Genomic DNA, 20607 nt, shown 5'->3' with positions numbered 1-20607 from the left:
GCCGCATCATGGCCCACGCCGGCCGGCGGGGGAACGGCCGGCCGTCGACGGAACCGCCGCGCGAGGCGCCCGGGGGGGAGCTCAGCCCGCCCGGTCGCGGACGAACAGCCCGAGGTCGTGCATGCCTTCGGCCCGCCGCAGGGCGGCGCGGCGCACGCCCTGCTGGCGGAAGCCGTTCTTCTCCAGCACCCGCGCCGAGGCCGGGTTGGAGTCCAGCACCACCGCCTCGACCCGGTGCAACCCCAGCGCCGGCACCAGCCAGTCGAGGTAGCACGCGACCACCCGGGTCATGAGCCCGCGGCCCCAGTGCGCGCGGCCCAGCCAGTAACCCAGTTCGGCCACGCCGGGACGGGCATCGCGGCCTGGTCGCATGCCTATCCCGCCACAGGCCTCGCCAGCGGCCTCGATCGCCAGCAGCGGTCCGGCGAAGTCGACCACCTTGCCGGCCAGGAAGGCCTCGCCGTCGGCGCGCGTGTACGGGCTCGGAAAGCGGTCGCTGAGCCCGCGCGCCACCGCCGGATCGTCGGCATGGCGCAGCAGCGCCTCCAGGTCGTCGTGCCGCCACGGCCGCAGCACGAAACCGTCGCCCGCCAGGCGGAACCCCGGATCGAAGCCGGTGCCGGCACGGTATCCGGCCGCCCCGGTCGCGGCCGGCCGCTCAGCCATGGCCCCCCACCGGCGGCACCTCGGCCTCGAGCTTCTCCAGCTCCTGGGCCACCGCCTCGGGCGAACGCGTGTACGGCGCCAGCAGCGCATAGAACGCCGGCACCACGAACAGCGACAGCAGGGTCGAGAAGGCCACGCCGAACACGATCACCACGCCGATCGATTCGCGGCTGGCCGCGCCGGCGCCGCTGGACAGCATCAGCGGGATCGCGCCGCAGATCATCGCCACCGAGGTCATCAGGATCGGGCGCAGGCGCACCGCCGCGGCCTCGACGATGGCCTCGGCCACCGCCCGGCCCTCGTCGCGCAGCTGGTTGGCGAACTCCACGATCAGGATGCCGTTCTTCGCCGCCAGGCCGACCAGCATGACGATGCCGATCTGGCTGTACAGGTTGAGGCTCACGCCCCAGATCGCCAGGCCCAGCAGCGCACCGAGCATCGCCAGCGGCACGGTCAGCATGATCACCAGCGGGTGCAGGAAGCTCTCGAACTGCGCCGCCAGCACCAGGAACACCACCAGCAGGGCCATGCCGAAGGTGAAGAACACCGCGCCGCTGGAGCGCATGAACTCGCGCGATTCGCCGCGGTAGTCGAACTGCGCCTCCGGCGGCAGCTCCTCGGCGGCGATGGTACGCAGGTATTCAAGCGCCTCGCCGACGGTGTAGCCCGGCGCCAGGCCGGCGCTGAGGGTGACCGCGCGCATGCGGTTGAAGCGCGACAGGGCGCTGGCCTCGGCGTGCTCGGTCATCGTCACAAGATTCGACAGCGGCACCAGCTGGCCGCTGGTGGTCGAGCGCACGTACAGGCCGGCGATGTCGTCCAGGCTGCGCCGGTTCTCCAGCGGCGCCTGCATGATCACGTAGTACTCCTCGCCGTCCATCTCCCAGGTGCCGGCGCGCAGCGAACCGAGCATGGTCTGCAAGGTGCTGCCGATCGCCTCCACCGGCACGCCCAGGTCGGCAGCGCGCGCCTTGTCGATCTCCACCCGGATCTGCGGCACCGTCTCCTTGTAGTCGGAGTCGATGTTGACCAGGTTGCGATTCTCTTCCATCCGCAGCAGCATGCGGTCGCGCCACTGCGCCAGGGTCTCGTAGGTCGGGCCACGCAGCACGAACTGCACCGGCCGGCCGAAGCCGCGCACCAGGCCCTGGCGCATCTCCGCGGTCACCCGCACGCCAGGGATGTCGGACAGCCGGCCCAGCACGTCCTGCATGACCTGCTGGGTGGTGACGTCGCGCTGGTCCCACGGCTTGAGGAAGATGGTGGCGCGGCCGGTGTTCATGTTGGCGCCCTGGCCGCCGAACCCGCCGGGCACGCGGATGATCACGCGCGCGACCGGGCCGTCCTCGCCGGAATACGCCAGCAACCGCTTCTCGATCTCGGTCATCTGCGTGACCAGGTAGTCGAAGCCCGCACCTTCCGGACCGGTGACGGTGACGTTGAAGTCGCCGCGGTCCTCGGCCGGTGCCAGCTCCGAGGGCACCAGCTTGAACAGCACGCTGCTGGCGGCGAAGGTCGCCAGCATCAACGCCGCCAGCAGCCAGCCGCGCCCGACCACCTTCGCCACCAGCCCGCGGTAGCGGCGGGTCAGCCCGTCGAGGCGGTCGTTGACCCAGTTGTTGAAGCCGGCGCGGCGGGTGTGCGGGCGCAGCAGGATCGAGCACATCATCGGCGTCAGGGTCAGCGCGACGAAGCCGGAGATGGCCACCGCGCCGGCCACCGCCACCGCCAGTTCGCGGAACAGGCGACCGGTGTTGCCTTGCATGAAGGCGATCGGCAGGAACACAGCGATCAGCACCAGGGTGGTGGCGATCACCGCGAACGCGACCTGGGTGGTGCCGCGGCGCGCCGCCAGCAGCGGCGGTTCGCCCAGGTCGACGCGGCGCTGGCAGTTCTCCAGGACCACGATGGCGTCGTCCACCACCAGGCCGATCGACAGCACCAGCGACAGCAGGGTCAGCTGGTTGATCGAGAAGCCGGCCGCGTACAGCGCCAGGAAGGCGGCGGTCACGCACACCGGCACGGTCACCGCCGGGATCAGCGCCGCGCGCACGCTGCCGAGGAACACGAACACCACCAGCAGCACCAGCACGATGGCCTCGACGAGGGTCTTGTAGACCTCTTCCACCGCCGCGTCGGTGAACACGGTGGAGTCGTAGGCCACGGTCAGCTGCATGCCCTCCGGCAGCGTCTGCGAGACCTTCTCCGCCAGTGCGCGCACGTTGCGCCCGACTTCCAGCGAGTTGGCGGTGGAGGTGGCGACGATGGCCAGGCCGACCTGCGGCACGCCGTTGCCGTGGTAGAAGGCGCGGCGCTCCTCCGAGGCCAGTTCCACCCGGGCGACCTCGCCGAGGGTGATGACGTGGCCGTCGCCGCCCTTGCCCACGACCAGGGACTCGAAGCTCTCCGGCGTACGGTAGCCGCGCATCACCCGCAGGGCGAACTCGCGGTCGCGTGACTCGATGCTGCCACCGGGCAGTTCAAGGTTCTCGCGGCGCAGCGCGGTGCGCACGTCCTCGGCGGTGAGGCCGCGCGCGGCCAGCGCGGACGCGTCCAGCCACACCCGGATCGCGTAGCGCTGGCCGCCGCCGATGAACACCGAGGACACGCCGTCGATCGAGGAGAACTGGTCGACCAGGTTGCGGTCGGCGTAGTCGGTCAGCTGCTGCGCGTTGAGCCGCGCGTCGCTGAGGTTGAGGAACATGATCGGCGAGGAGTCGCTGTCCTGCTTGGACACGCGCGGCGGGTCGACGTCCTCCGGCAGGCGGTTGGCGACGCGGCTGATCGCGTCGCGCACGTCGTTGGCCGCGCCCTCGATGTCGCGGGCCAGGGTGAACTCGATGTTGATGTCCGAGCGGCCGTTGCGGCTGCTGGCGGTGATCAGGTCCACGCCCTCGATGCCGCTGATCGCGTCCTCCAGCACCTGGGTGATGCGGCTCTCGACCACCGCCGCCGAGGCGCCGGTATAGGTCGTGTCGACCGAGACCACCGGCGGGTCGACGTCGGGAAGCTCGCGCAGCGGCAGGCGGGTGAACGAGACCACGCCCAGCACGATCAGGATCAGCGACATCACCGTCGCGAAGACGGGCCGCTTGATCGAGACATCGGACAGCAGCATGGCTCAGCCTTCCGTCTTGCCGGGCGCATTGCCCGCAGGGTCGGCGGCGTCGCCGTCCGCACCGGGCTTGACCTCGCGGATGCGGGCGCCGTCGCGCAGCCTCACGGTGCCTTCGACCACGATGCGGTCGCCGGCCTTGAGGCCGGAGGCGACCTCGACCTCGCCGAAACGGCGCGAGCCCAGCTGCACCGGCACCTCGCGCACGCTGGCGCCGTCCTCGGCGACCACGAACACGCTGGAGCGGCTGCCGTTCTGCTGCACGGCCAGTTCCGGGATCGCCAGCGCGGCGCGCGCGGCGCGCTCCACGCCCACCTCCAGCAGCATGCCCGGGCGCAGGCGGCCGTCCGGGTTGGGGATCTCGGCGCGCACGGTGACCGCGCGCGAGACCGCGTCCACCCGCGAGTCGATCGAGGCGATCGTCCCGGTGAAGGCCTCGCCCGGCCAGGCGTTGCTGCGCGCGGTGACCCGCTGCCCGACCTGCAGCTGCGGCAGCTGCGCCTCGGGCACGGTGAAATCGAGCTTGATCAGCGAGACGTCGTCGAGGGTGGTGATCGGCGTGCCGGGCGTGACCAGCGAACCGGCACTGACCAGGCGCAGGCCCAGGACCCCGGCGAACGGGGTGCGGATCACCCGGTCGGCGACGCTGGCACGCTGGGTGGCGACGCGGGCGCGAGCCGCTTCCAGGGCGGCGCGGCGCGTCTCCAGTTCGGCCCGCGAGACCAGCTGGCGCTCGGCGAGCTGGCGGCTGCGCTCGTACAGCTGCTCCTCGTTGCGCAGCTGCGCTTCGGCTTCGGCCACGCCGGCGGCCTGCTGGCCCTGCACCAGGGTCACCAGCGGCTGGCCCTTCTCCACGTACTGGCCGCTGTCGAACTCCACCGAGGCGATGGCCTGGGTGACGCTGGCGGTGATGGTCACCGACTCGCGCGCCTGCGCCGTGCCCAGCGCCTTGAGCTCGTCGGTCCAGCGCACCGGCTGCACTTCCAGGATGGTCACCGGCACCGGTGCCGGGCCGCGGCCCCCACCGCCATCTCCACGCCCGCAGGCGGACAACACGAGGACGAGCGCGCCGAGCAGCAGGGCGCGAAACAGCAGGGCGATTGGCATGCGTGGATCCGTGGCGGAACAGGCCGAGTTTAGCGGCATGCCGTCAACGTTCGTGTACACCTTCCGGCGTACATGACCAATGGCCTATGCGGGCACGACGCCCGCCTCCGCCCCTAGATCCAGGACGTGCCGCCGGCGCTCCAGTCCAGGTCCAGCGCGTCGAGCACCTGCGCGACCAGCGCCTCGGTGGGCGCGGTGGCGTCCAGGTGCACTTCCGGGCGTTCCGGCGCCTCGTACGGCGAGTCGATGCCGGTGAAGTTCGGGATCAGGCCGGCGCGGGCCTTGCGGTACAGGCCCTTCACGTCGCGCGCCTCGGCCACCTCCAGCGGCACGTCGACGAACACCTCGATGAACTCGCCCGCCTCGAAGCGCTCGCGCGCCATCCGCCGCTCGGCCCTGAACGGCGAGATGAAGCTGACCAGCACGATCAGCCCGGCGTCGGTCATCAGCTTCGCCACCTCGGCGACGCGGCGGATGTTCTCCACCCGGTCCTCGTCGGTGAAGCCCAGGTCGCGGTTGAGGCCGTGGCGCACGTTGTCGCCGTCCAGCACGAAGGTGTGGTAGCCGAGCGCGTGCAGGCGCCTGTCGACCAGGTTGGCGATGGTCGACTTGCCGGCGCCGGACAGGCCGGTGAACCACAGCACCTTCGGCTGCTGGCCCTTGATCCGCGCGCGCGCGGCCTTGTCCACGTCGATGTGCTGCCAGTGCACGTTCTCGGCCCGGCGCAGGGCGAAGTCGAGGGTGCCGGCGGCGACGGTGTCGTTGTTCTGCCGGTCGATCAGGATGAAGCCGCCCAGCGTGCGGTTCTCCGCGTACGGGGCGAAGGCGACCGGCGCCTCCAGGCTGAGGTTGCAGTAGCCGACCTCGTTGAGCTCCAGGCGCTTGGCGGCCAGGTGCTCCTGGGTGTTCACGTCGACCCGGTGCTTGATCTCGCTGACGCTGGCGGCGACGGTGCGGGTGCCGATCTTCAGCCAGTACGGCCGGCCCGGCAGCAGCGGCGCCTCGCCCATCCACAGCAGGTGCGCGGCGAACTGGTCGGCCACCGCCGGCGGGTCGCCGGCGGCGGCGATCACGTCGCCGCGGCTGACGTCGATCTCGTCGCTGAGGGTCAGGGTCACGGCCTGGCCGGCGCCGGCCACGTCCAGCGGGCCATCCGGGCCGAGCACCTGGGCGATGGTCGAGCGCCGCGCCGAGGGCAGGACCACGATGGCGTCGCCCGGCCTCGCCTCGCCGGCGGCGATGGTGCCGGCGAAGCCGCGGAAGTCCTGGTGCGGGCGGTTCACCCACTGCACCGGCAGGCGCAGGCCGCTGGCGGCCTGGCCGTCGTCCAGCTCCACCGTCTCCAGGTGCGGCAGCAGCGCCGGGCCCTCGTACCATGGCGTGTTCGCGGAGCGCCCGAGCAGGTTGTCGCCTTCCAGCGCCGACAGCGGGATCGCCTGCACGTGCGGAATGCCCAGCTGCGCGGCCAGTTCGCGATAGCCTTCGGCGATGCCGTGGAACACCGTCTGGTCGTAGCCGACCAGGTCCATCTTGTTCACCGCCAGCACCACGTGGCGGATGCCCAGCAGCGAGACGATGTAGCTGTGCCGGCGGGTCTGCGGCAGCAGGCCCTTGCGCGCATCGACCAGGACCACGGCCAGGTCGGCGGTGGAGGCGCCGGTGGCCATGTTGCGGGTGTACTGTTCGTGGCCGGGGCAGTCGGCGACGATGAACTTGCGCCGGTCGGTGTCGAAGTAGCGGTAGGCCACGTCGATGGTGATGCCCTGCTCGCGCTCGGCGGCCAGGCCGTCGAGCAGCAGCGCGTAGTCGATGCGCTCGCCCTGGGTGCCGTGCTTGCGGCTGTCCTTCTCCAGCGCGGCCAGCTGGTCGTCGAACAGGCGCTTGCTCTCGTACAGCAGGCGCCCGATCAGGGTGCTCTTGCCGTCGTCGACGCTGCCGCAGGTGATGAAGCGCAGCAGCGGCTTGGATTCGTGCTGGCGCAGATAGGCGCCTACTGCGCTACCAGCGTCGTGATTGGTGATTGGTGATTGGTGATTCGCAGAAGCAACAGCGGGCGCCCGCTCTTTCGAATCACCAATCACGAATCCCGAATCCCGGCTGTTCATCAAAAATACCCTTCCAGCTTCTTCTTCTCCATCGACGCGGAAGGATCGTGGTCGATCACCCGGCCCTGGCGCTCGGAGCTGGTGGTCACCAGCATCTCGGCGATGATCTTCTCCAGCGAGTCGGCCTCCGACTCGATCGCCCCGGTCAGCGGGTAGCAGCCGAGGGTGCGGAAGCGGACCTTGCGCAGCTGCGGCACCTCGCCCGGGGCCAGCGGCATGCGTTCGTCGTCGACCATGATCAGCGCGCCGTCGCGCTCGACCACGGGCCTTTCGGCGGCGAAGTACAGCGGCACCACCGGGATGTCCTCGCGGTAGATGTACAGCCACACGTCCAGCTCGGTCCAGTTGGACAGCGGGAACACGCGCACGCTTTCGCCCTTGCGGATGCGGGCGTTGTACAGGCTCCACAGCTCCGGGCGCTGGCGCTTGGGATCCCAGCGGTGGTGCTCGTTGCGGAACGAGAACACGCGCTCCTTGGCGCGCGACTTCTCCTCATCGCGGCGCGCGCCGCCGATGGCCGCGTCGAACTGCCACTGGTCCAGCGCCTGCTTCAGGCCCTGGGTCTTCATCACGTCGGTGTGCACGGTGGCGCCGTGGCTGAACGGACCGATGTCCTGGGCGATGCCGTCGGGATTGACGTGCACGCGCAGCTCCACGCCGGTCTCGGCGGCGCGGCGGTCGCGGAAGGCGATCATCTCGCGGAACTTCCAGCGCGTGTCCACGTGCAGCAGCGGGATCGGCGGCGGCGCCGGGGCGAAGGCCTTCAGCAGCAGGTGCAGCAGCACCGAGCTGTCCTTGCCCACCGAGTACAGCAGTACCGGGTTGCGGAACTCTGCCGCCACCTCGCGGAGGATGTGGATGCTTTCCGCTTCCAGGCGGTCGAGGTGGGACAGGCGGTGGGCGAGGCTCATTCGGGGGCTTCGATCGGGGCGGACGGGGCATGCCGGCTCCCCGGGGCGGACCCCGTACGCCCCCGCAGGGTGGACGACGCACCGGATCCGGGACGGCGAGTATTCGGGCTGCGGTCCGCGGCAGCGAAATAAGCGCAGAGCATAAGCCAATAACCACAAGCCGTTTCAGCGGCGCTTTGCGGGTTCCTAACATCGGTCATCCGTCGTTCCGACGTCGTGCCAGGCCACCGCCATGTCCGCCGCGTCTCCCGCACTGCCGCCGAGCCCGCTCAACGAGGACCGCAAGGTCCTGCTGGCGCGGCTGGTCGACGGCCTCGACGCGCCCTCGCTGTGGTGGCTGTCCGGCTACACCGCCGGGCTGGCGCAGAACCTGGGCGCGCCGCAGCTGGCCGTGCTGCCCGGCGGCGGCGCCCCGGCCGCCACCGCGCCCGGCCAGCGCCTGACCGTGCTCTACGGCAGCCAGACCGGCAACGCCCGCCGCGAGGCCGAGAAGCTGGCCCAGGCCGCCGAGGCCGCCGGCCTGGGCGTGCGCCTGGTCCGCACCGACGCCTACCCCACCCGCGAGCTGGCCGGCGAACGCCTGCTGTACCTGGTGATCAGCACCCAGGGCGAGGGCGACCCGCCGGACGACGCGGTCGGCTTCACCGAGTTCCTGCTGGGCAGGCGCGCGCCGAAGCTGCCGGAACTGAAGTTCGCCGTGCTCGGCCTGGGCGATACCAGCTACGCCGACTTCTGCGGCATCGCCCGCAAGCTGGACGCGCGCCTGGCCGATCTGGGCGCGCAGCGCCTGGCCGAACCGGCCTTCGCCGACCTGGACATCGACACCGTCGCCGCGCCCTGGCGCGAACGGGCCCTGGCCCAGGCGCGCGAGCTGCTGAAGCCCGCCGCCCCGGCCGCGCCGGCAGCGCACCTGGCCACGGTCACCCCGCTGCGCCCGGCCACCTCGGCCTGGTCGCACGAGCGGCCGTTCCCGGCCGAGGTGCTGGCCAACCAGCGGATCAGCGGCCGCGAGTTCCACGGCACCGGCTTCCGCCAGTACCGCGACGACGGCAAGGACGTGCGCCACCTGGAGCTGTCGCTGGAAGGCTCCGGGCTGGCCTACGAACCCGGCGACGCACTGGGCATCCGCCACCGCAACCCGCCGGCGCTGGTCGATGCGGTGCTGGAGGCGGCGCGCCTGGACGGTAACGCCCCTGTCACGCTGGGCGAGGAGACTCTGCCCCTGCTCGAGTGGCTGGCCACCCGCCGCGAGCTGACCCGGCTGTCGCGTCCGTTCCTGGCCGCGCATGCCGAACGCTCCGGCGCCGCGTCGCTGACGCAGCTGCTCGACCCCACCCAGCCTGCCGGCCTGGCGGCGCTGCTCGCGGACCACCAGCTGGTCGACGTGCTGCGCCGCTGGCCGGCGGATTGGGACCACCAGGCGCTGGTCGCGGCGCTGCGTCCGCAGGCCCAGCGGCTGTACTCGATCGCCTCCAGCCGCAAGCGCGTGGGCGAGGAGGCGCACCTCACCGTCGACGTGCTGCGCTACCAGGCACACGGCCACGACCACGCCGGCGCGGCCAGCGCGTTCCTGGCGGCGCTGGAGGAAGGCGCGCAGCTGCCGGTGTACATCGAGCCCAACGAGCGCTTCCGCGTCCCCGCCGATGCCAGCCGCGACATCATCATGGTCGGTCCCGGCACCGGCGTGGCGCCGTTCCGCGGCTTCGTCCAGGAGCGCGCCGAGACCGGCGCCAGCGGCCGCAACTGGCTGTTCTTCGGCGCCCAGCACTTCAACACCGGCTTCCTCTACCAGGTCGAGTGGCAGGAGGCCCTGCAGCGGAAGGAACTGCATCGCCTCGACCTGGCCTTCTCCCGCGACCAGCCGCGCAAGGTCTACGTGCAGGACCGCCTGAGGGAACGCAGCGCGGAGGTCTACGACTGGCTGCAGGGCGGCGCGCACCTGTACGTCTGCGGCGCCATCGCCATGGGCAAGGACGTGCACGCGGCGCTGCTGGACATCGTGGCCGCGCACAACGGCGGCGACCGCGACGCGGCCGCCGAGTACCTCACCACGCTGCAGGCCGAAGGCCGCTACGCCCGCGACGTCTACTGACCCAGGTCTGCGATCGCGGCTTTCAGCAGAGGCACGTCCGCTCATCCCGAATCCCGAATCCCGAATCCCGAATCCCGAATCCCGAATCCCGAATCCCGCCCCCATGAGCCATCCCTCCGTAGAAGACATCAAGACCGGCAGCCGCGGCCTGCGGGGCACGCTGCTGGAAGGGCTGGCCGACCCGGTGACCGGCTCGCTGTCGTTCGAGGACCAGCGCCTGGTCAAGTTCCACGGTACCTACCAGCAGGACGACCGCGACATCCGCGACGAGCGCCGCCGGCAGAAGCTGGAGCCGGCGCACCAGTTCATGATCCGGATCCGCGCGCCCGGCGGCGTGTTCAGCCCGGAGCAGTGGCTGAAGCTGGATGCGATCGCCACCAGCTTCGCCAACCACTCGCTGCGCATCACCACCCGCCAGACCTTCCAGTTCCATGGCGTGATCAAGCGCGAGCTGAAGGCGACCATGCAGGCCATCCACGCCGCCGCGCTGGACACCATCTCCGCCTGCGGCGACGTCAACCGCAACGTGCTCGGCTGCAGCAACCCGCTGCTGTCCAGCCTGCACGCGCAGGTGCACGACTGGGCGCGCCGCCTCTCGCTGGAATTCCTGCCCAAGACCCGCGCCTACTTCGAGATCTGGCTGGACGAGGAAAAGCTGGCCGACAGCGGCGCCGAGGAGGACCCGGTCTACGGCACCGCCTACCTGCCGCGCAAGTTCAAGATGGCGGTGGCGGTGCCGCCGCTGAACGACGTCGACGTGTTCGCCAACGACTTCGGCCTGGTCGCGATCGACGACGGCGCCGGCGGCCTGGCCGGCTTCAACGTCACCATCGGCGGCGGCATGGGCGCGAGCCACGGCGACCCGAAGACCTACCCGCGGCTGGGCAACGTGATCGGTTTCGTCACGCCAGGCCACGCGATCGACATCGCCCGCGCGGCGCTGCTGGTGCAGCGCGACCTCGGCGACCGGGTCGAGCGCAAGCACGCGCGCTTCAAGTACACCATCGACGACCATGGCCTGGACGCCATCGTCGCGCGCATGGAACAGCTCGCCGGCGTGCACCTGGAGCCGGCGCGGCCGTTCCACTTCGAGCACAACGGCGACCGGTTCGGCTGGGTCGAGGGCGAGGACGGGCGCTGGCACCTGACCCTGTCGATTCCCTCCGGCCGCATCGCCGACCGCCCGGGCGCGCCGCACCTCACCGGACTGCGCGAGATCGCCAACGTGCACCGCGGCCACTTCCGGGTGACCGCCAACCAGAACCTGGTCATCGCCGACGTGCCGGCCGGCGAGCGCAAGCGCATCGACGCGCTGGTCCGCGACCATGGCCTGGACCTGGAGAACCGTGCACCGACCGCGCTGCAGCGCACGGCGATGGCCTGCGTCGCCCTGCCCACCTGCGCCCTGGCCATGGCCGAGGCGGAGCGCTACCTGCCGGACTTCGGCGCGAAGCTGCAGCCGCTGCTGGAGAAGCACGGCCTGGCCGAGGCGCCGATCCTGCTGCGCATTTCCGGCTGCCCCAACGGCTGCTCGCGTCCCTACCTGGGCGAGATCGCCCTGGTCGGCAAGGCACCGGGCCGCTACAACCTGATGCTCGGCGCCGACCACCGCGGCCAGCGACTCAACACGCTGTACCGCGAGAACATCACCGAGGCCGAGATCCTCGAGGCGCTGGAACCCCTGCTGGCGCGCTACGCCGCCGAGCGCTGCGAGGGCGAGCGCTTCGGCGACTTCCTGCACCGCGCCGGGCTCGTCGCCCTGCCCCCGTATCCCACCCACGTCCAGGTCGGGCCGGCCGAAGCCGCCGCGCCTGTCGCCGCCTGACCGTCCTCGCATTGCGTCCGGAGCCTTCCATGAGCCTGACCGCCGCCCCCCAGGAAGCCGCCAACAGCGAGGCCGCCTCCACGCCGGCCCTGGACCTGGAAGTCCTCAACCGCCAGCTCGAGGCGATGGACGCCGAGGCCCGCGTGGCCTGGGCGCTGCAGCACGGGCCCGCGACCCACGTGCTGTCCTCCAGCTTCGGCGCGCAGGCGGCGGTGGCGCTGCATATGCTCACCGCGCAGAAGCCCGACATCCCGGTGGTGCTGATCGATACCGGCTACCTGTTCCCGGAGACCTACCGCTTCGCCGACGAACTCACCGACCGGCTCAAGCTCAACCTCAAGGTCTACCGGCCGCTGGTCAGCCGCGCCTGGATGGAAGCGCGCCACGGCCGCCTGTGGGAACAGGGCGTGGTCGGCCTGGACAACTACAACCAGCTGCGCAAGGTCGAACCGATGCGCCGCGCCCTGGAGGAGCTGGGCGCCGGCACCTGGTTCACCGGCCTGCGCCGCAGCCAGTCGGCCAGCCGCGCCGACACGCCGATCCTGCAGTGGCGCGGCAACCGCCTGAAGGTCAGCCCGATCGCCGACTGGAACGACCGCGACGTGTGGCAGTACCTGAAAAAGCACGACCTGCCCTACCACCCGCTGTGGCACGAGGGCTACGTCTCCATCGGCGATTTCCACACCACCACCCGCTGGGAGCCGGGCATGAAGGACGAGGACACGCGCTTCTTCGGCCTCAAGCGCGAGTGCGGGATCCACGAGGACATCTGAGGCCGCGTCCGCGCCGCCGCCTGCGGCGCCGCGATGGCGGACGCCCCATCGGGGCTTCCCCCCTGCCACCGGCCTGCACGGCTGGCATAATCGGCCGCAGCCGCGCCCTCCTTCGACGGGCGGCGGCGCCTACAGGGGGAAAACACGATGCGTCAGTATCTGCTTCCGGCAGCGGCGGGCCTGCTGCTGGCCGGCTTCCACGCCAGCGCCGCGGACAAGGGCCAGGCCGATGCCGGCCTGTGCAGCAAGGGCAAGGCGGTGAGCGTGCTCTATGCCGGTACCTGGTATCCGGCGAAGGTCCTCGACGGCCCCGACCGGATGGGCACCTGCCTGGTGTCCTACGACGGCTACGGCTCCAACTGGGACGAATGGGTCAGCGCGCAGCGCATGCGCCCGGCGGCGAACGCCGCCCCCATCCCGCAGAAGCCCGCCACGGCCGCCGCGCCGGCCACTTCCTCGAAGCCCGCTGCCGCCGCCGGCAAAGCGTCGCCGGCCACCACCGCGGCCACCGCCACCGGCAGTACCGCGAAGGCTCCGGCCAGCGTCCCGGCCGGCAAGTACACCTGCTACACCTTCGACAACGGCCAGCTCAACTACACCTACACCGACGTGGTGGTGCAGGCGGGCAACCGCTACTCGGTGGGCAAGAGTGCGGGCACCTACAGCTTCGATGCGCAGGGGCGGATGCGCTTCACCGGGCCGATGGCCAACGCCACCGGCCGCTTCTCGGTCAAGTCCAGCGGCAAGCCGCAGATCGACCTGGTGTTCAACGGCGACGCGCGGGCATCGATGACCTGCCCGAAGGCGGGATGACTCCTGGCAGCGCGCGCCGGCGCTCATGTCCGTCACGCCGGCGCGACGCCTCCTCCACCCGTCGCGCCGGCACACCCGCACCACGCACGGCGGCACCGGAGCTGGGCGATGAAGCAGCACCGGACGGCAGGCAGTAGCCGCGCGCTGGCGCTCGGCATCGCCGCAGGCGTCGCGTCGGGCGCGGTGGCCGGCATTGCGCTGGACAACCTGGACCTCGGCACCGGCCCCGGGATCGCGACAGGCATCGCCATGGCGCTCGCGCTGACCCCACGCAAGGACGGCGGCAACGCTCCCAGCGGCAACGGCGAGGCCCGGGATGGAACCTGAGCGGCGCCGGGCCCCGCGTGCCGCTCAGCTGGTGATGGTCTGGGTCAGCGATTCCCAGCTCGGCGGCTCGGGCCAGTCAGGCTCCTGGTTGCCATCCAGGACGCGGCGCAGGTCGCGCTTGTCGATCTGCGGGGCGAGCACGTTGACCAGCTCCAGCGCGTAGTCGCGCAGCACGCGCTCGCGCGGCAGCACCGCCCAGCACACGCATTCGCTGATCTCCTTCGGCGCCGGCCAGCCGCGCAGGTCGGTATCGCCGGTGCTGACCGCCATCTCCGCCAGGATGCCCACGCCCAGGCCGGCGCGGACGTAGGTCTTGATCAGGTCGGCGTCCAGCGCGGTCAGGGCCAGGTTCGGTTCCAGGCCGACGCCGGTGAAGGCGCGCTGCAGCGAGGATTCCGGGCGCACCGAGGATTCGTAGCTGATCAGCGGGTACTGCGACAGCTCCTGGATGTCCGGCGCGCGGCCGGCGCGATCGAGCGCGTGGCCGCGCGGCACCAGCGCCAGCCGGCGCCAGCGGTACAGCGGTACCGCCACCCCGCCCTGCGGTTCGCCGCCGGCGGTGCTGACCACGGCCATGTCGGCCTCGCCGCTGCCGAGCAGGTCCAGCGCCGCGCCCTCGGCGGACTGCTGCAGGTGCACGCTCACCTGCGGGAAGTCGCGCTTGATCCGCGCGATCGCCGGCGGCAGCACGAAGCGCGCCTGGGTGTGGGTGGTGGTGATGGTCAGCTGGCCGTGGCTCTCGCGGCGCTGGTTGGCGGCGTAGGCGCGGATGTTGGCGGTTTCGGCGAGGATGACGCGCGCGCGCTCCAGCACTTCGGCGCCGGCCGGGGTGATCGCCTCCAGGCTGCGGCCCTTGCGCACGAACAACAGGAAGCCCAGCTCGTCCTCCAGCTGCTTGAGCTGCTTGGACAGGCCGGGCTGGGTCGCGTGCACGCGGGCGGCGGCCAGGGTGATGTTGAGCCCGGCATCGGCGATTGCGACGAGGTAGCGCAGCTGGGTCAGCGTCATCGGGTGGGGTCCGGTGCAACGCGCGGGCGACAGAAGCGGAATGTAAGAGGGAATGCCCTCACGATCTTATAACCGGAAGGCATGAACCATGTGCGGCAAGTTATTTCCGCCGGTTATGAGGCCGTCGTACGGTCGCCGCATCCCCTCGCCGGTCGCCTCCCGTGAGCCTGACTGCAGCCTCTCCCTCCGACTTCGACCTGCCTCCGGGCGGCGTCGCCCTGGTCGGCGCCGGGCCGGGCGACCCCGGCCTGCTGACCCTGCACGCGGTGCGCGCCCTGGAACAGGCCGAGGTGGTCCTGCACGACCGCCTGGTCGGCGCCGGCGTGCTGGCGCTGGTCCCCGCCGGGACGCTGCGGGTGGAGACCGGCAAGTCGGCCGGCGCCCACGGCATGGCCCAGGAGCAGATCCACGCGCTGATGCTGGAACACTCCCGCGCCGGCCGCCGCGTGGTCCGGCTCAAGGGTGGCGACCCGTTCGTGTTCGGCCGCGGCGGCGAGGAACTGGAGTTCCTGCGCGCCCACGGCATCCCGTTCCGGGTGGTGCCGGGCATCACCGCCGCGCTGGCCTGCGCCGCCTACGCCGGGATCCCGCTGACCCATCGCGACCACGCCCAGTCGGTGCGCCTGCTGACCGCGCACTGCCGCGACTCGATCGACACCCTCGACTGGGAGGAGCTGGCCCGCGAGCGCCAGACCCTGGCCATCTACATGGGCGTGGCCGGCCTGGAGCGGCTGCGCGAACGCCTGCTGGCCGCCGGCCGCGACCCGGCCACCCCGTTCGCCCTGGTCGAGAACGGCTCGCGCCCGGAGCAGCGCGTCATCACCGGCACCCTCGCCGACCTGCCCGGCACCGCCCGCGCCCACGCGGTCGCCTCGCCGGCGCTGCTGGTCCTCGGCGAAGTGGCGGCGCTGGCAGCGCAGCTGCACTGGTTCGGCGCGCTGCCACTGGGCCCGCCGCCCGCTGAACCGGCGTTGGCCCGGGCCGCCTGAAACCCCCGTACTGCCTTCCACATCCCCGACTTCCACGGAACACGGAAACATCCCATGGCCATCTACGACAGCATCCTCGACACCATCGGCCGCACCCCGGTCGTCAAGCTGCACCGCGTCGCGCCCGCGCACGTGGAGCTGTACGCCAAGGTCGAGGCGTTCAACCCCGCCGGTTCGGTCAAGGACCGCCTGGCCCTGGCGATCGTGCTCGACGCCGAGGCCAAGGGCCTGCTCAAGCCCGGCGACACCATCGTCGAGGCCACCTCGGGCAACACCGGCGTGGCCCTGGCCGCGGTGGCCGCGGCGCGCGGCTACAAGTTCGTGGCGACCATGGTCGAGACCTTCTCGGTCGAGCGCCGCAAGCTGATCCGCGCCTACGGCGGCAAGGTGATCCTGACCCCGGCCGCCGAGCGCGGCAGCGGCATGGTGCGCAAGGCCGAGGAGCTGGCGAAGAAGCACGGCTGGTTCCTGGCCCGCCAGTTCGAGAACCCGGCCAACCCGGCCTACCACCGCCAGACCACCGCCGCCGAGATCCTGCGCGACTTCGCCGGCCGCCGCCTCGACCACTTCGTCAGCGGCTGGGGCACCGGCGGCACGTTGACCGGCGTCGGCGAGGTGCTGCGGGTGGCGCGTCCGGAAGTGAAGATCACCGCGGCCGAGCCGGCCAACGCCTCGCTGCTCGCCGGCGGCGAGTGGAAGCCGCACAAGGTGCAGGGCTGGACCCCGGACTTCGTCCCGGCCGTGCTCAACCGCGAGGTCGCCGACCAGATCCTCGGCGTCACCGACGACGAGGCCATCGCCACCGCGCGCCGCCTGGCCGCCGAGGAAGGCATCTTCGTCGGCATCTCCGCCGGCGCCACCGTGGCGGCGGCGCTGAAGGTCGCCGCCGACGCGCCGGAAGGCTCGGTGCTGCTGGCGGTGCTGCCGGATACCGGCGAGCGCTACTTCTCCACACCGCTGTTCGAAGGCGTCAACGAGGGCTCGGACGACGAGTGGCTGGCTTCGCTCGGCTGAGCGCGGTCCCCGTAGAGCGGGGCTCGCCCCGCTCCCCCGCCTGGCCAGGCCGGGCACCCGGAAGAGAAAACAGCGGGGCAAGCCCCGCCCCACAAAGGAAGGGGGAGCGTTACCGCTCCCCTTTCTTCATGCGCGCATGGTGCCGGTGTCGAGATAGCGCTGGTGCCAGGACAGCGCCTCGGCCAGCAGGTGCGGGGTGTGCCGGCCCTTGCTGTCGCGCAGGGCGCGATCGAAGTAGTCCTGCAGCATCGGCCGGTAGTCCGGGTGCGCGCAGTTGGCGATGATCTGCCTGGCGCGCTGCTTCGGCGACAGCCCGCGCAGGTCCGCCAGGCCCTGTTCGCTGACCAGCACCGCCACGTCGTGCTCGGTGTGGTCGACGTGGCTGACCATCGGCACGAAGGCCGAGATCGCGCCGTTCTTGGCCGTGCTCGGGGTGACGAAGCAGGACATGAAGCCGTTGCGGGCGAAGTCGCCCGAACCGCCGATGCCGTTGATGATGCTGGTGCCGGCCACGTGGGTGGAATTGACGTTGCCGTACAGGTCGGCCTCGACCATCCCGTTCATGGCGATGCAGCCGAGGCGGCGCACCAGTTCGGCGTGGTTGGAGATTTCCTGCGGGCGCAGCACGATCTTCCTGCGGTACAGGTCGATGTTGCGGACGAACTCCTCCACGCCCTCCGGGCTGAGCGAGAACGAGGTCGCCGAGGCCATGTCGATCGTGCCGTTGCCGATCAGCTCCAGCATGCCGTCCTGGATCACCTCGGTGAACGCGGTCAGGCCGCGGAAGCCGCCCTCGTGCAGGCCAGCCAGCACCGCATTGGCGATGTTGCCCACGCCCGACTGCAGCGGCAGCAGGTGCTCGCCCAGGCGCCCGGCGCGGATCTCGTGGCGGAAGAACTCCACCAGGTGGCCGGCGATGCGCCTGGAGGTCTCGTCCGGCGGGGTGAAGCGGCCGATGCGGTCCGGTGCGTCGGTCTCGACCACGGCCACGACCTTGTCCAGGTCGACCTTGAGGTACGGCTCGCCGATGCGGTCACCGGGGGAGGTCAGCGGGATCGGCTTGCGCGCCGGCGGCAACGCGGTGCCGTAGTAGATGTCGTGCATCCCGTCCAGGCCCATCGGCTGGCGGTGGTTGACCTCGATGATCACCTTCTCGGCCAGGTCCAGCCAGGTCTTGTTGTTGCCCACCGAGGTGGAGGGCACCAGGCGGCCGTCGGGCAGGATCGCGGTGACTTCGATCACCGCCACGTCGATCTTGCCGAGGAAGCCGAACCAGGTGTACTGGGCGACGTGGCCCAGGTGGATGTCCATGTACTCGATCTGGCCGCCGTTGATGCGCGCGCGCAGGTCCGGGTCGGACTGGTACGGCAGGCGGAAGTCGATGCCGCCGGCGCGCGCGAGGGCGCCGTCGAGTTCCGGCGCGGTGGAGGCGCCGGTGAGGATGCGCAGGGCGAAGGACTCGCCACGATCCTGGGCGGCGGCGATGCGGTGGGCCAGGGCCAGCGGCACCGCTTTAGGGTAGCCGGCGCCGGTGAACCCGCTCATCCCCACCGACATGCCCGGTTCGATCAGCGTGGCGGCCTGTTCGGCGGGCATGAGCTTCGCGGCGAGCCCCGCGTGGGCGATCCTGTCGTTCATTGCTGCTGCAGTCGGGGGAAACAGCGCATTTTAGCGGGCCGGGGGACCGCGGCCGTGAGCGCGCGCCCGGTTGGACGTTCGATCTTCGGCGTATTGCACTGCAGCGGAAGATATGCGCCACTTTGGCCACGGTCGTCCTTGCGGGCGCCGGGGGCGGGCGGCCAGCGTCATCCCGCCCGTCCATGACCGGCCTGCCCGGCCCCGCGCGGGCACGGCGACGGCAGAGGTGGCTCCCCTGGCAGCCGGTACAGGGCCGGCCGCGCAGCGCGCGGCTCAGGCCTGCGCCATGAACGCTTCGATCTCGTCGGCCGAGCGGGCCAGGCCTTCGGTCAGCACGCGATGGCCGTCGCCGGTGACCAGCACGTCGTCCTCGGTGCGGATGCCGATGCCGCGCCATTTCGCCGCCACGGTGGTGTCGTCTGGCGGGATGTACAGGCCCGGCTCGATGGTCAGGACCATCCCCGGCTCGAGCAGGCGCGACTGGCCATCGATGCGGTAGTCGCCCACGTCGTGCACGTCCAGGCCCAGCCAGTGGCCGCTCTTGTGCCGGTAGTAGCGCCGGTAGTGGCCCTCGGCGATGTTCTTCTCCAGGCTGCCCTTGAGCAGGCCCAGGCCGAGCAGCCCTTCGGTCAGCGTCCGCACCGCGGCCTCGTGGATCGCCTCGTAAGGCACGCCCGGGCGGACCTGCGCCAGCGCCGCGGCCTGCGCCGCGCCGACCAGGTCGTGCAGCGCGCGCTGCTCCTTCGTGAAGCGGCCGTTGGCCGGGAAGGTGCGGGTGATGTCGGCGGCGTAGTTGCGGTACTCGGCGCCGGCGTCGATCAGGACCAGGTCGCCATCGCGGACCTTGCCGTTGTTGGCCACGTAGTGCAGCACGCAGCCGTTGGCGCCGGCCCCGACGATGCTGCCGTAGGCCGGCCAGGCGTCGGCGGCGCGGAACACGCGCTCCAGCTCGGCCTGCAGTTCGTATTCGGCGATCCCCGGGCGGACCGCGCGCATCGCCGCCTGGTGGGCGCGCACGCTGATCGCTGCGGCCTTCTCCATCAGCCGCAGCTCGTCGCGCGACTTGAACAGGCGCTGTTCGTGCAGCAGGTGGCCCAGCTCGAGGAACTCGTGCGGCGGCTGCGCGCCATGCCGCACCTGCGCGCGCACGCGGTTGACCCAGCCGATCAGCTTGAGGTCGAACTCCGCGTCGCGGCCGAAGTGGTAGTAGACCCGGCTGCGGCCTTCGAGCAGGCCCGGCAGGATCTCGTCGAGGTCGTCGATGGGGTAGGCGTCGTCCATGCCGAACACCGATACGGCGCCCTCCTGGCCGAAGCGCGGGCCGTCCCAGCCCTCGCGTTCCGGGTCGCGCTCGCGGCAGAACAGCAGCGCCTCGCCGTGCTTGCGCCCGGGCACCAGCACCAGCACCGCTTCCGGTTCGGGGAAGCCGCACAGGTACCAGAAATCGGAATCCTGGCGGTACGGGTAGTGGGTGTCGTGGCTGCGCACGCGCACCGGCGCGGCGGGCAGGACCAGGATGGCGTCCTCGCCGGCCATGCGCATCAGCTGGCGGCGGCGGCGGGCGAACTCGGCGCTGGTGATGCCGGTGATCGAGCGGAGCATGCGGTCAGTTGAGGGTGCGGCGGTGGCGGGGTCCCAGCACGCAGTCGCCATGCAGCAGCAGCACGGCGACGCGGACGAACTCCTCCAGCTCGGACAGGGCGGATTCGTCCTCTTCCTCGTCCTCGTCGATCTCCAGCACGCTGGCGGCGGCCAGGCGGCCGAGGTCGTTCAGTGCCTCGTTGCCCTCCTCCGACAGCGGCGGCTGCGCGCCGGCGGCCAGGCCGAAGCCGCCGAGGAAGCTGCGGCACCAGTCGAACAGGGCCTGCGCGCGCTCGCGCAGCGGCAGCTCGTCCTCGCCCAGCAGCAGCTGGAAGGAGAACTCGCCGTCGTCGATCTGGGCCACGGTGGCCTGGCGCAGCTGCTCCAGGGCGCCACCGGCCGGCGCCGGCGGGACCGCCGCGTCGGCCATGACCTTGCCTACCCAGGCGGGACTGTCCTCGCCGCCACCGGCCAGCCAGCCGCACAGGGCGCCGTGCAGTTCCGGGGCGGTGGCGGCCAGGCCCAGCGCCTGGCTGGCTCGGGCGACCTCGGCGGGTGCGGGCAGATCGGGCATGGGCGGAATCGCGGCGGGGGCGGGCTCCCAAGTGTACCGCCCCGCCGCTTGTAGGCGTTCCCGGTGCAT

General features: G+C 71.5%; 15 protein-coding genes and 1 pseudogene. 7 read left to right on the top strand and 9 right to left on the bottom strand.

The window, feature by feature from the left end:
- Positions 1-81: 81 nt before the first annotated feature.
- From PSEJ35_RS0111355 to cysD, 5 genes are all read right to left on the bottom strand, one after another.
- Complete coding sequence (locus PSEJ35_RS0111355; protein WP_037083144.1) at positions 82-666, bottom strand: GNAT family N-acetyltransferase; 585 nt, start codon at positions 664-666, stop codon at positions 82-84.
- A complete protein-coding gene (locus PSEJ35_RS0111350) occupies positions 659-3784 on the bottom strand; it encodes an efflux RND transporter permease subunit (RefSeq protein ID WP_028917900.1) in 3126 nt (1041 codons plus the stop codon). Before PSEJ35_RS0111350 ends, PSEJ35_RS0111355 begins: the two co-directional genes overlap by 8 nt.
- A gap of 3 nt (positions 3785-3787) precedes the next feature.
- Positions 3788-4888 (bottom strand): efflux RND transporter periplasmic adaptor subunit, encoded by a 1101-nt coding sequence (locus tag PSEJ35_RS16100; RefSeq protein WP_037083142.1) that lies wholly within the window; start codon positions 4886-4888, stop codon positions 3788-3790.
- A 113-nt stretch (positions 4889-5001) separates the two neighbouring features.
- Complete coding sequence (gene cysN / locus PSEJ35_RS0111340; RefSeq protein ID WP_028917899.1) at positions 5002-6993, bottom strand: sulfate adenylyltransferase subunit CysN; 1992 nt, start codon at positions 6991-6993, stop codon at positions 5002-5004.
- Complete coding sequence (gene cysD / locus PSEJ35_RS0111335) at positions 6993-7904, bottom strand: sulfate adenylyltransferase subunit CysD (protein WP_028917898.1); 912 nt, start codon at positions 7902-7904, stop codon at positions 6993-6995. The genes cysN and cysD overlap by 1 nt, the downstream gene beginning before the upstream one ends.
- 232 nt (positions 7905-8136) lie before the next feature.
- Between cysD and PSEJ35_RS0111330 the strand changes: the two genes are divergently transcribed.
- The 5 genes from PSEJ35_RS0111330 (at position 8137) to PSEJ35_RS16090 (ending at position 13734) form a co-directional block, all read left to right on the top strand.
- A complete protein-coding gene (locus PSEJ35_RS0111330; protein ID WP_028917897.1) occupies positions 8137-9996 on the top strand; it encodes an assimilatory sulfite reductase (NADPH) flavoprotein subunit in 1860 nt (619 codons plus the stop codon).
- Between the two features lie 103 nt (positions 9997-10099).
- A complete protein-coding gene (gene cysI, locus PSEJ35_RS0111325) occupies positions 10100-11821 on the top strand; it encodes an assimilatory sulfite reductase (NADPH) hemoprotein subunit (protein WP_028917896.1) in 1722 nt (573 codons plus the stop codon).
- 35 nt (positions 11822-11856) lie between these two features.
- Positions 11857-12594 carry a phosphoadenylyl-sulfate reductase gene (locus PSEJ35_RS0111320; RefSeq protein WP_028917895.1) on the top strand — a complete coding sequence of 246 codons (738 nt, stop codon included), beginning with the start codon at positions 11857-11859 and terminating at the stop codon, positions 12592-12594.
- 147 nt (positions 12595-12741) lie between these two features.
- Positions 12742-13407 (top strand): agenet domain-containing protein, encoded by a 666-nt coding sequence (locus tag PSEJ35_RS16095; RefSeq protein ID WP_037083140.1) that lies wholly within the window; start codon positions 12742-12744, stop codon positions 13405-13407.
- A gap of 108 nt (positions 13408-13515) precedes the next feature.
- Positions 13516-13734 (top strand): hypothetical protein, encoded by a 219-nt coding sequence (locus tag PSEJ35_RS16090; RefSeq protein ID WP_037083138.1) that lies wholly within the window; start codon positions 13516-13518, stop codon positions 13732-13734.
- Between the two features lie 24 nt (positions 13735-13758).
- Here PSEJ35_RS16090 and PSEJ35_RS0111305 read toward each other — a convergent pair whose 3' ends face one another.
- On the bottom strand, positions 13759-14742 hold the full coding sequence (locus PSEJ35_RS0111305) for a LysR family transcriptional regulator (RefSeq protein ID WP_028917894.1): 984 nt from the start codon (positions 14740-14742) through the stop codon (positions 13759-13761).
- A gap of 197 nt (positions 14743-14939) precedes the next feature.
- Here PSEJ35_RS0111305 and cobA point away from each other — a divergent pair.
- Together cobA and cysK are read left to right on the top strand one after the other, a co-directional pair.
- Positions 14940-15731, top strand: a pseudogene (gene cobA, locus PSEJ35_RS0111300) (uroporphyrinogen-III C-methyltransferase); the annotation flags it as partial.
- Positions 15732-15785: 54 nt separating this feature from the next.
- A complete protein-coding gene (gene cysK / locus PSEJ35_RS0111295; protein WP_028917892.1) occupies positions 15786-16745 on the top strand; it encodes a cysteine synthase A in 960 nt (319 codons plus the stop codon).
- Between the two features lie 126 nt (positions 16746-16871).
- On the opposite strand, the gene PSEJ35_RS0111290 is transcribed toward cysK, so the two are convergent.
- The 3 genes from PSEJ35_RS0111290 to PSEJ35_RS0111280 form a co-directional block, all read right to left on the bottom strand.
- Positions 16872-18383, bottom strand: coding sequence for an acetyl-CoA hydrolase/transferase family protein (locus PSEJ35_RS0111290; RefSeq protein ID WP_028917891.1), 1512 nt, complete (start codon positions 18381-18383; stop codon positions 16872-16874).
- A gap of 273 nt (positions 18384-18656) precedes the next feature.
- Positions 18657-19985, bottom strand: coding sequence for an aminopeptidase P N-terminal domain-containing protein (locus tag PSEJ35_RS0111285; protein WP_028917890.1), 1329 nt, complete (start codon positions 19983-19985; stop codon positions 18657-18659).
- Positions 19986-19989: 4 nt separating this feature from the next.
- Entirely contained in the window at positions 19990-20538 is a 549-nt protein-coding gene (locus PSEJ35_RS0111280) for a UPF0149 family protein (protein WP_037083158.1), read from the bottom strand.
- Positions 20539-20607: the final 69 nt, after the last annotated feature.

Source organism: Pseudoxanthomonas sp. J35 (genome assembly GCF_000513995.1).
In the GTDB taxonomy this organism is placed as follows: domain Bacteria; phylum Pseudomonadota; class Gammaproteobacteria; order Xanthomonadales; family Xanthomonadaceae; genus Pseudoxanthomonas.
Note: the sequence above shows the minus strand (reverse complement) of the source record. Positions and strands in the feature narration are given on the sequence as shown.

Coding starts and splice junctions, on each gene's coding strand:
- PSEJ35_RS0111355 (WP_037083144.1), bottom strand. CDS start 666: ATGGCTGAGCGGCCGGCCGCGACCGGGGCGGCCGGATACCGTGCCGGC.
- PSEJ35_RS0111350 (WP_028917900.1), bottom strand. CDS start 3,784: ATGCTGCTGTCCGATGTCTCGATCAAGCGGCCCGTCTTCGCGACGGTG.
- PSEJ35_RS16100 (WP_037083142.1), bottom strand. CDS start 4,888: ATGCCAATCGCCCTGCTGTTTCGCGCCCTGCTGCTCGGCGCGCTCGTC.
- cysN (WP_028917899.1), bottom strand. CDS start 6,993: ATGAACAGCCGGGATTCGGGATTCGTGATTGGTGATTCGAAAGAGCGG.
- cysD (WP_028917898.1), bottom strand. CDS start 7,904: ATGAGCCTCGCCCACCGCCTGTCCCACCTCGACCGCCTGGAAGCGGAA.
- PSEJ35_RS0111330 (WP_028917897.1), top strand. CDS start 8,137: ATGTCCGCCGCGTCTCCCGCACTGCCGCCGAGCCCGCTCAACGAGGAC.
- cysI (WP_028917896.1), top strand. CDS start 10,100: ATGAGCCATCCCTCCGTAGAAGACATCAAGACCGGCAGCCGCGGCCTG.
- PSEJ35_RS16095 (WP_037083140.1), top strand. CDS start 12,742: ATGCGTCAGTATCTGCTTCCGGCAGCGGCGGGCCTGCTGCTGGCCGGC.
- PSEJ35_RS16090 (WP_037083138.1), top strand. CDS start 13,516: ATGAAGCAGCACCGGACGGCAGGCAGTAGCCGCGCGCTGGCGCTCGGC.
- PSEJ35_RS0111305 (WP_028917894.1), bottom strand. CDS start 14,742: ATGACGCTGACCCAGCTGCGCTACCTCGTCGCAATCGCCGATGCCGGG.
- cysK (WP_028917892.1), top strand. CDS start 15,786: ATGGCCATCTACGACAGCATCCTCGACACCATCGGCCGCACCCCGGTC.
- PSEJ35_RS0111290 (WP_028917891.1), bottom strand. CDS start 18,383: ATGAACGACAGGATCGCCCACGCGGGGCTCGCCGCGAAGCTCATGCCC.
- PSEJ35_RS0111285 (WP_028917890.1), bottom strand. CDS start 19,985: ATGCTCCGCTCGATCACCGGCATCACCAGCGCCGAGTTCGCCCGCCGC.
- PSEJ35_RS0111280 (WP_037083158.1), bottom strand. CDS start 20,538: ATGCCCGATCTGCCCGCACCCGCCGAGGTCGCCCGAGCCAGCCAGGCG.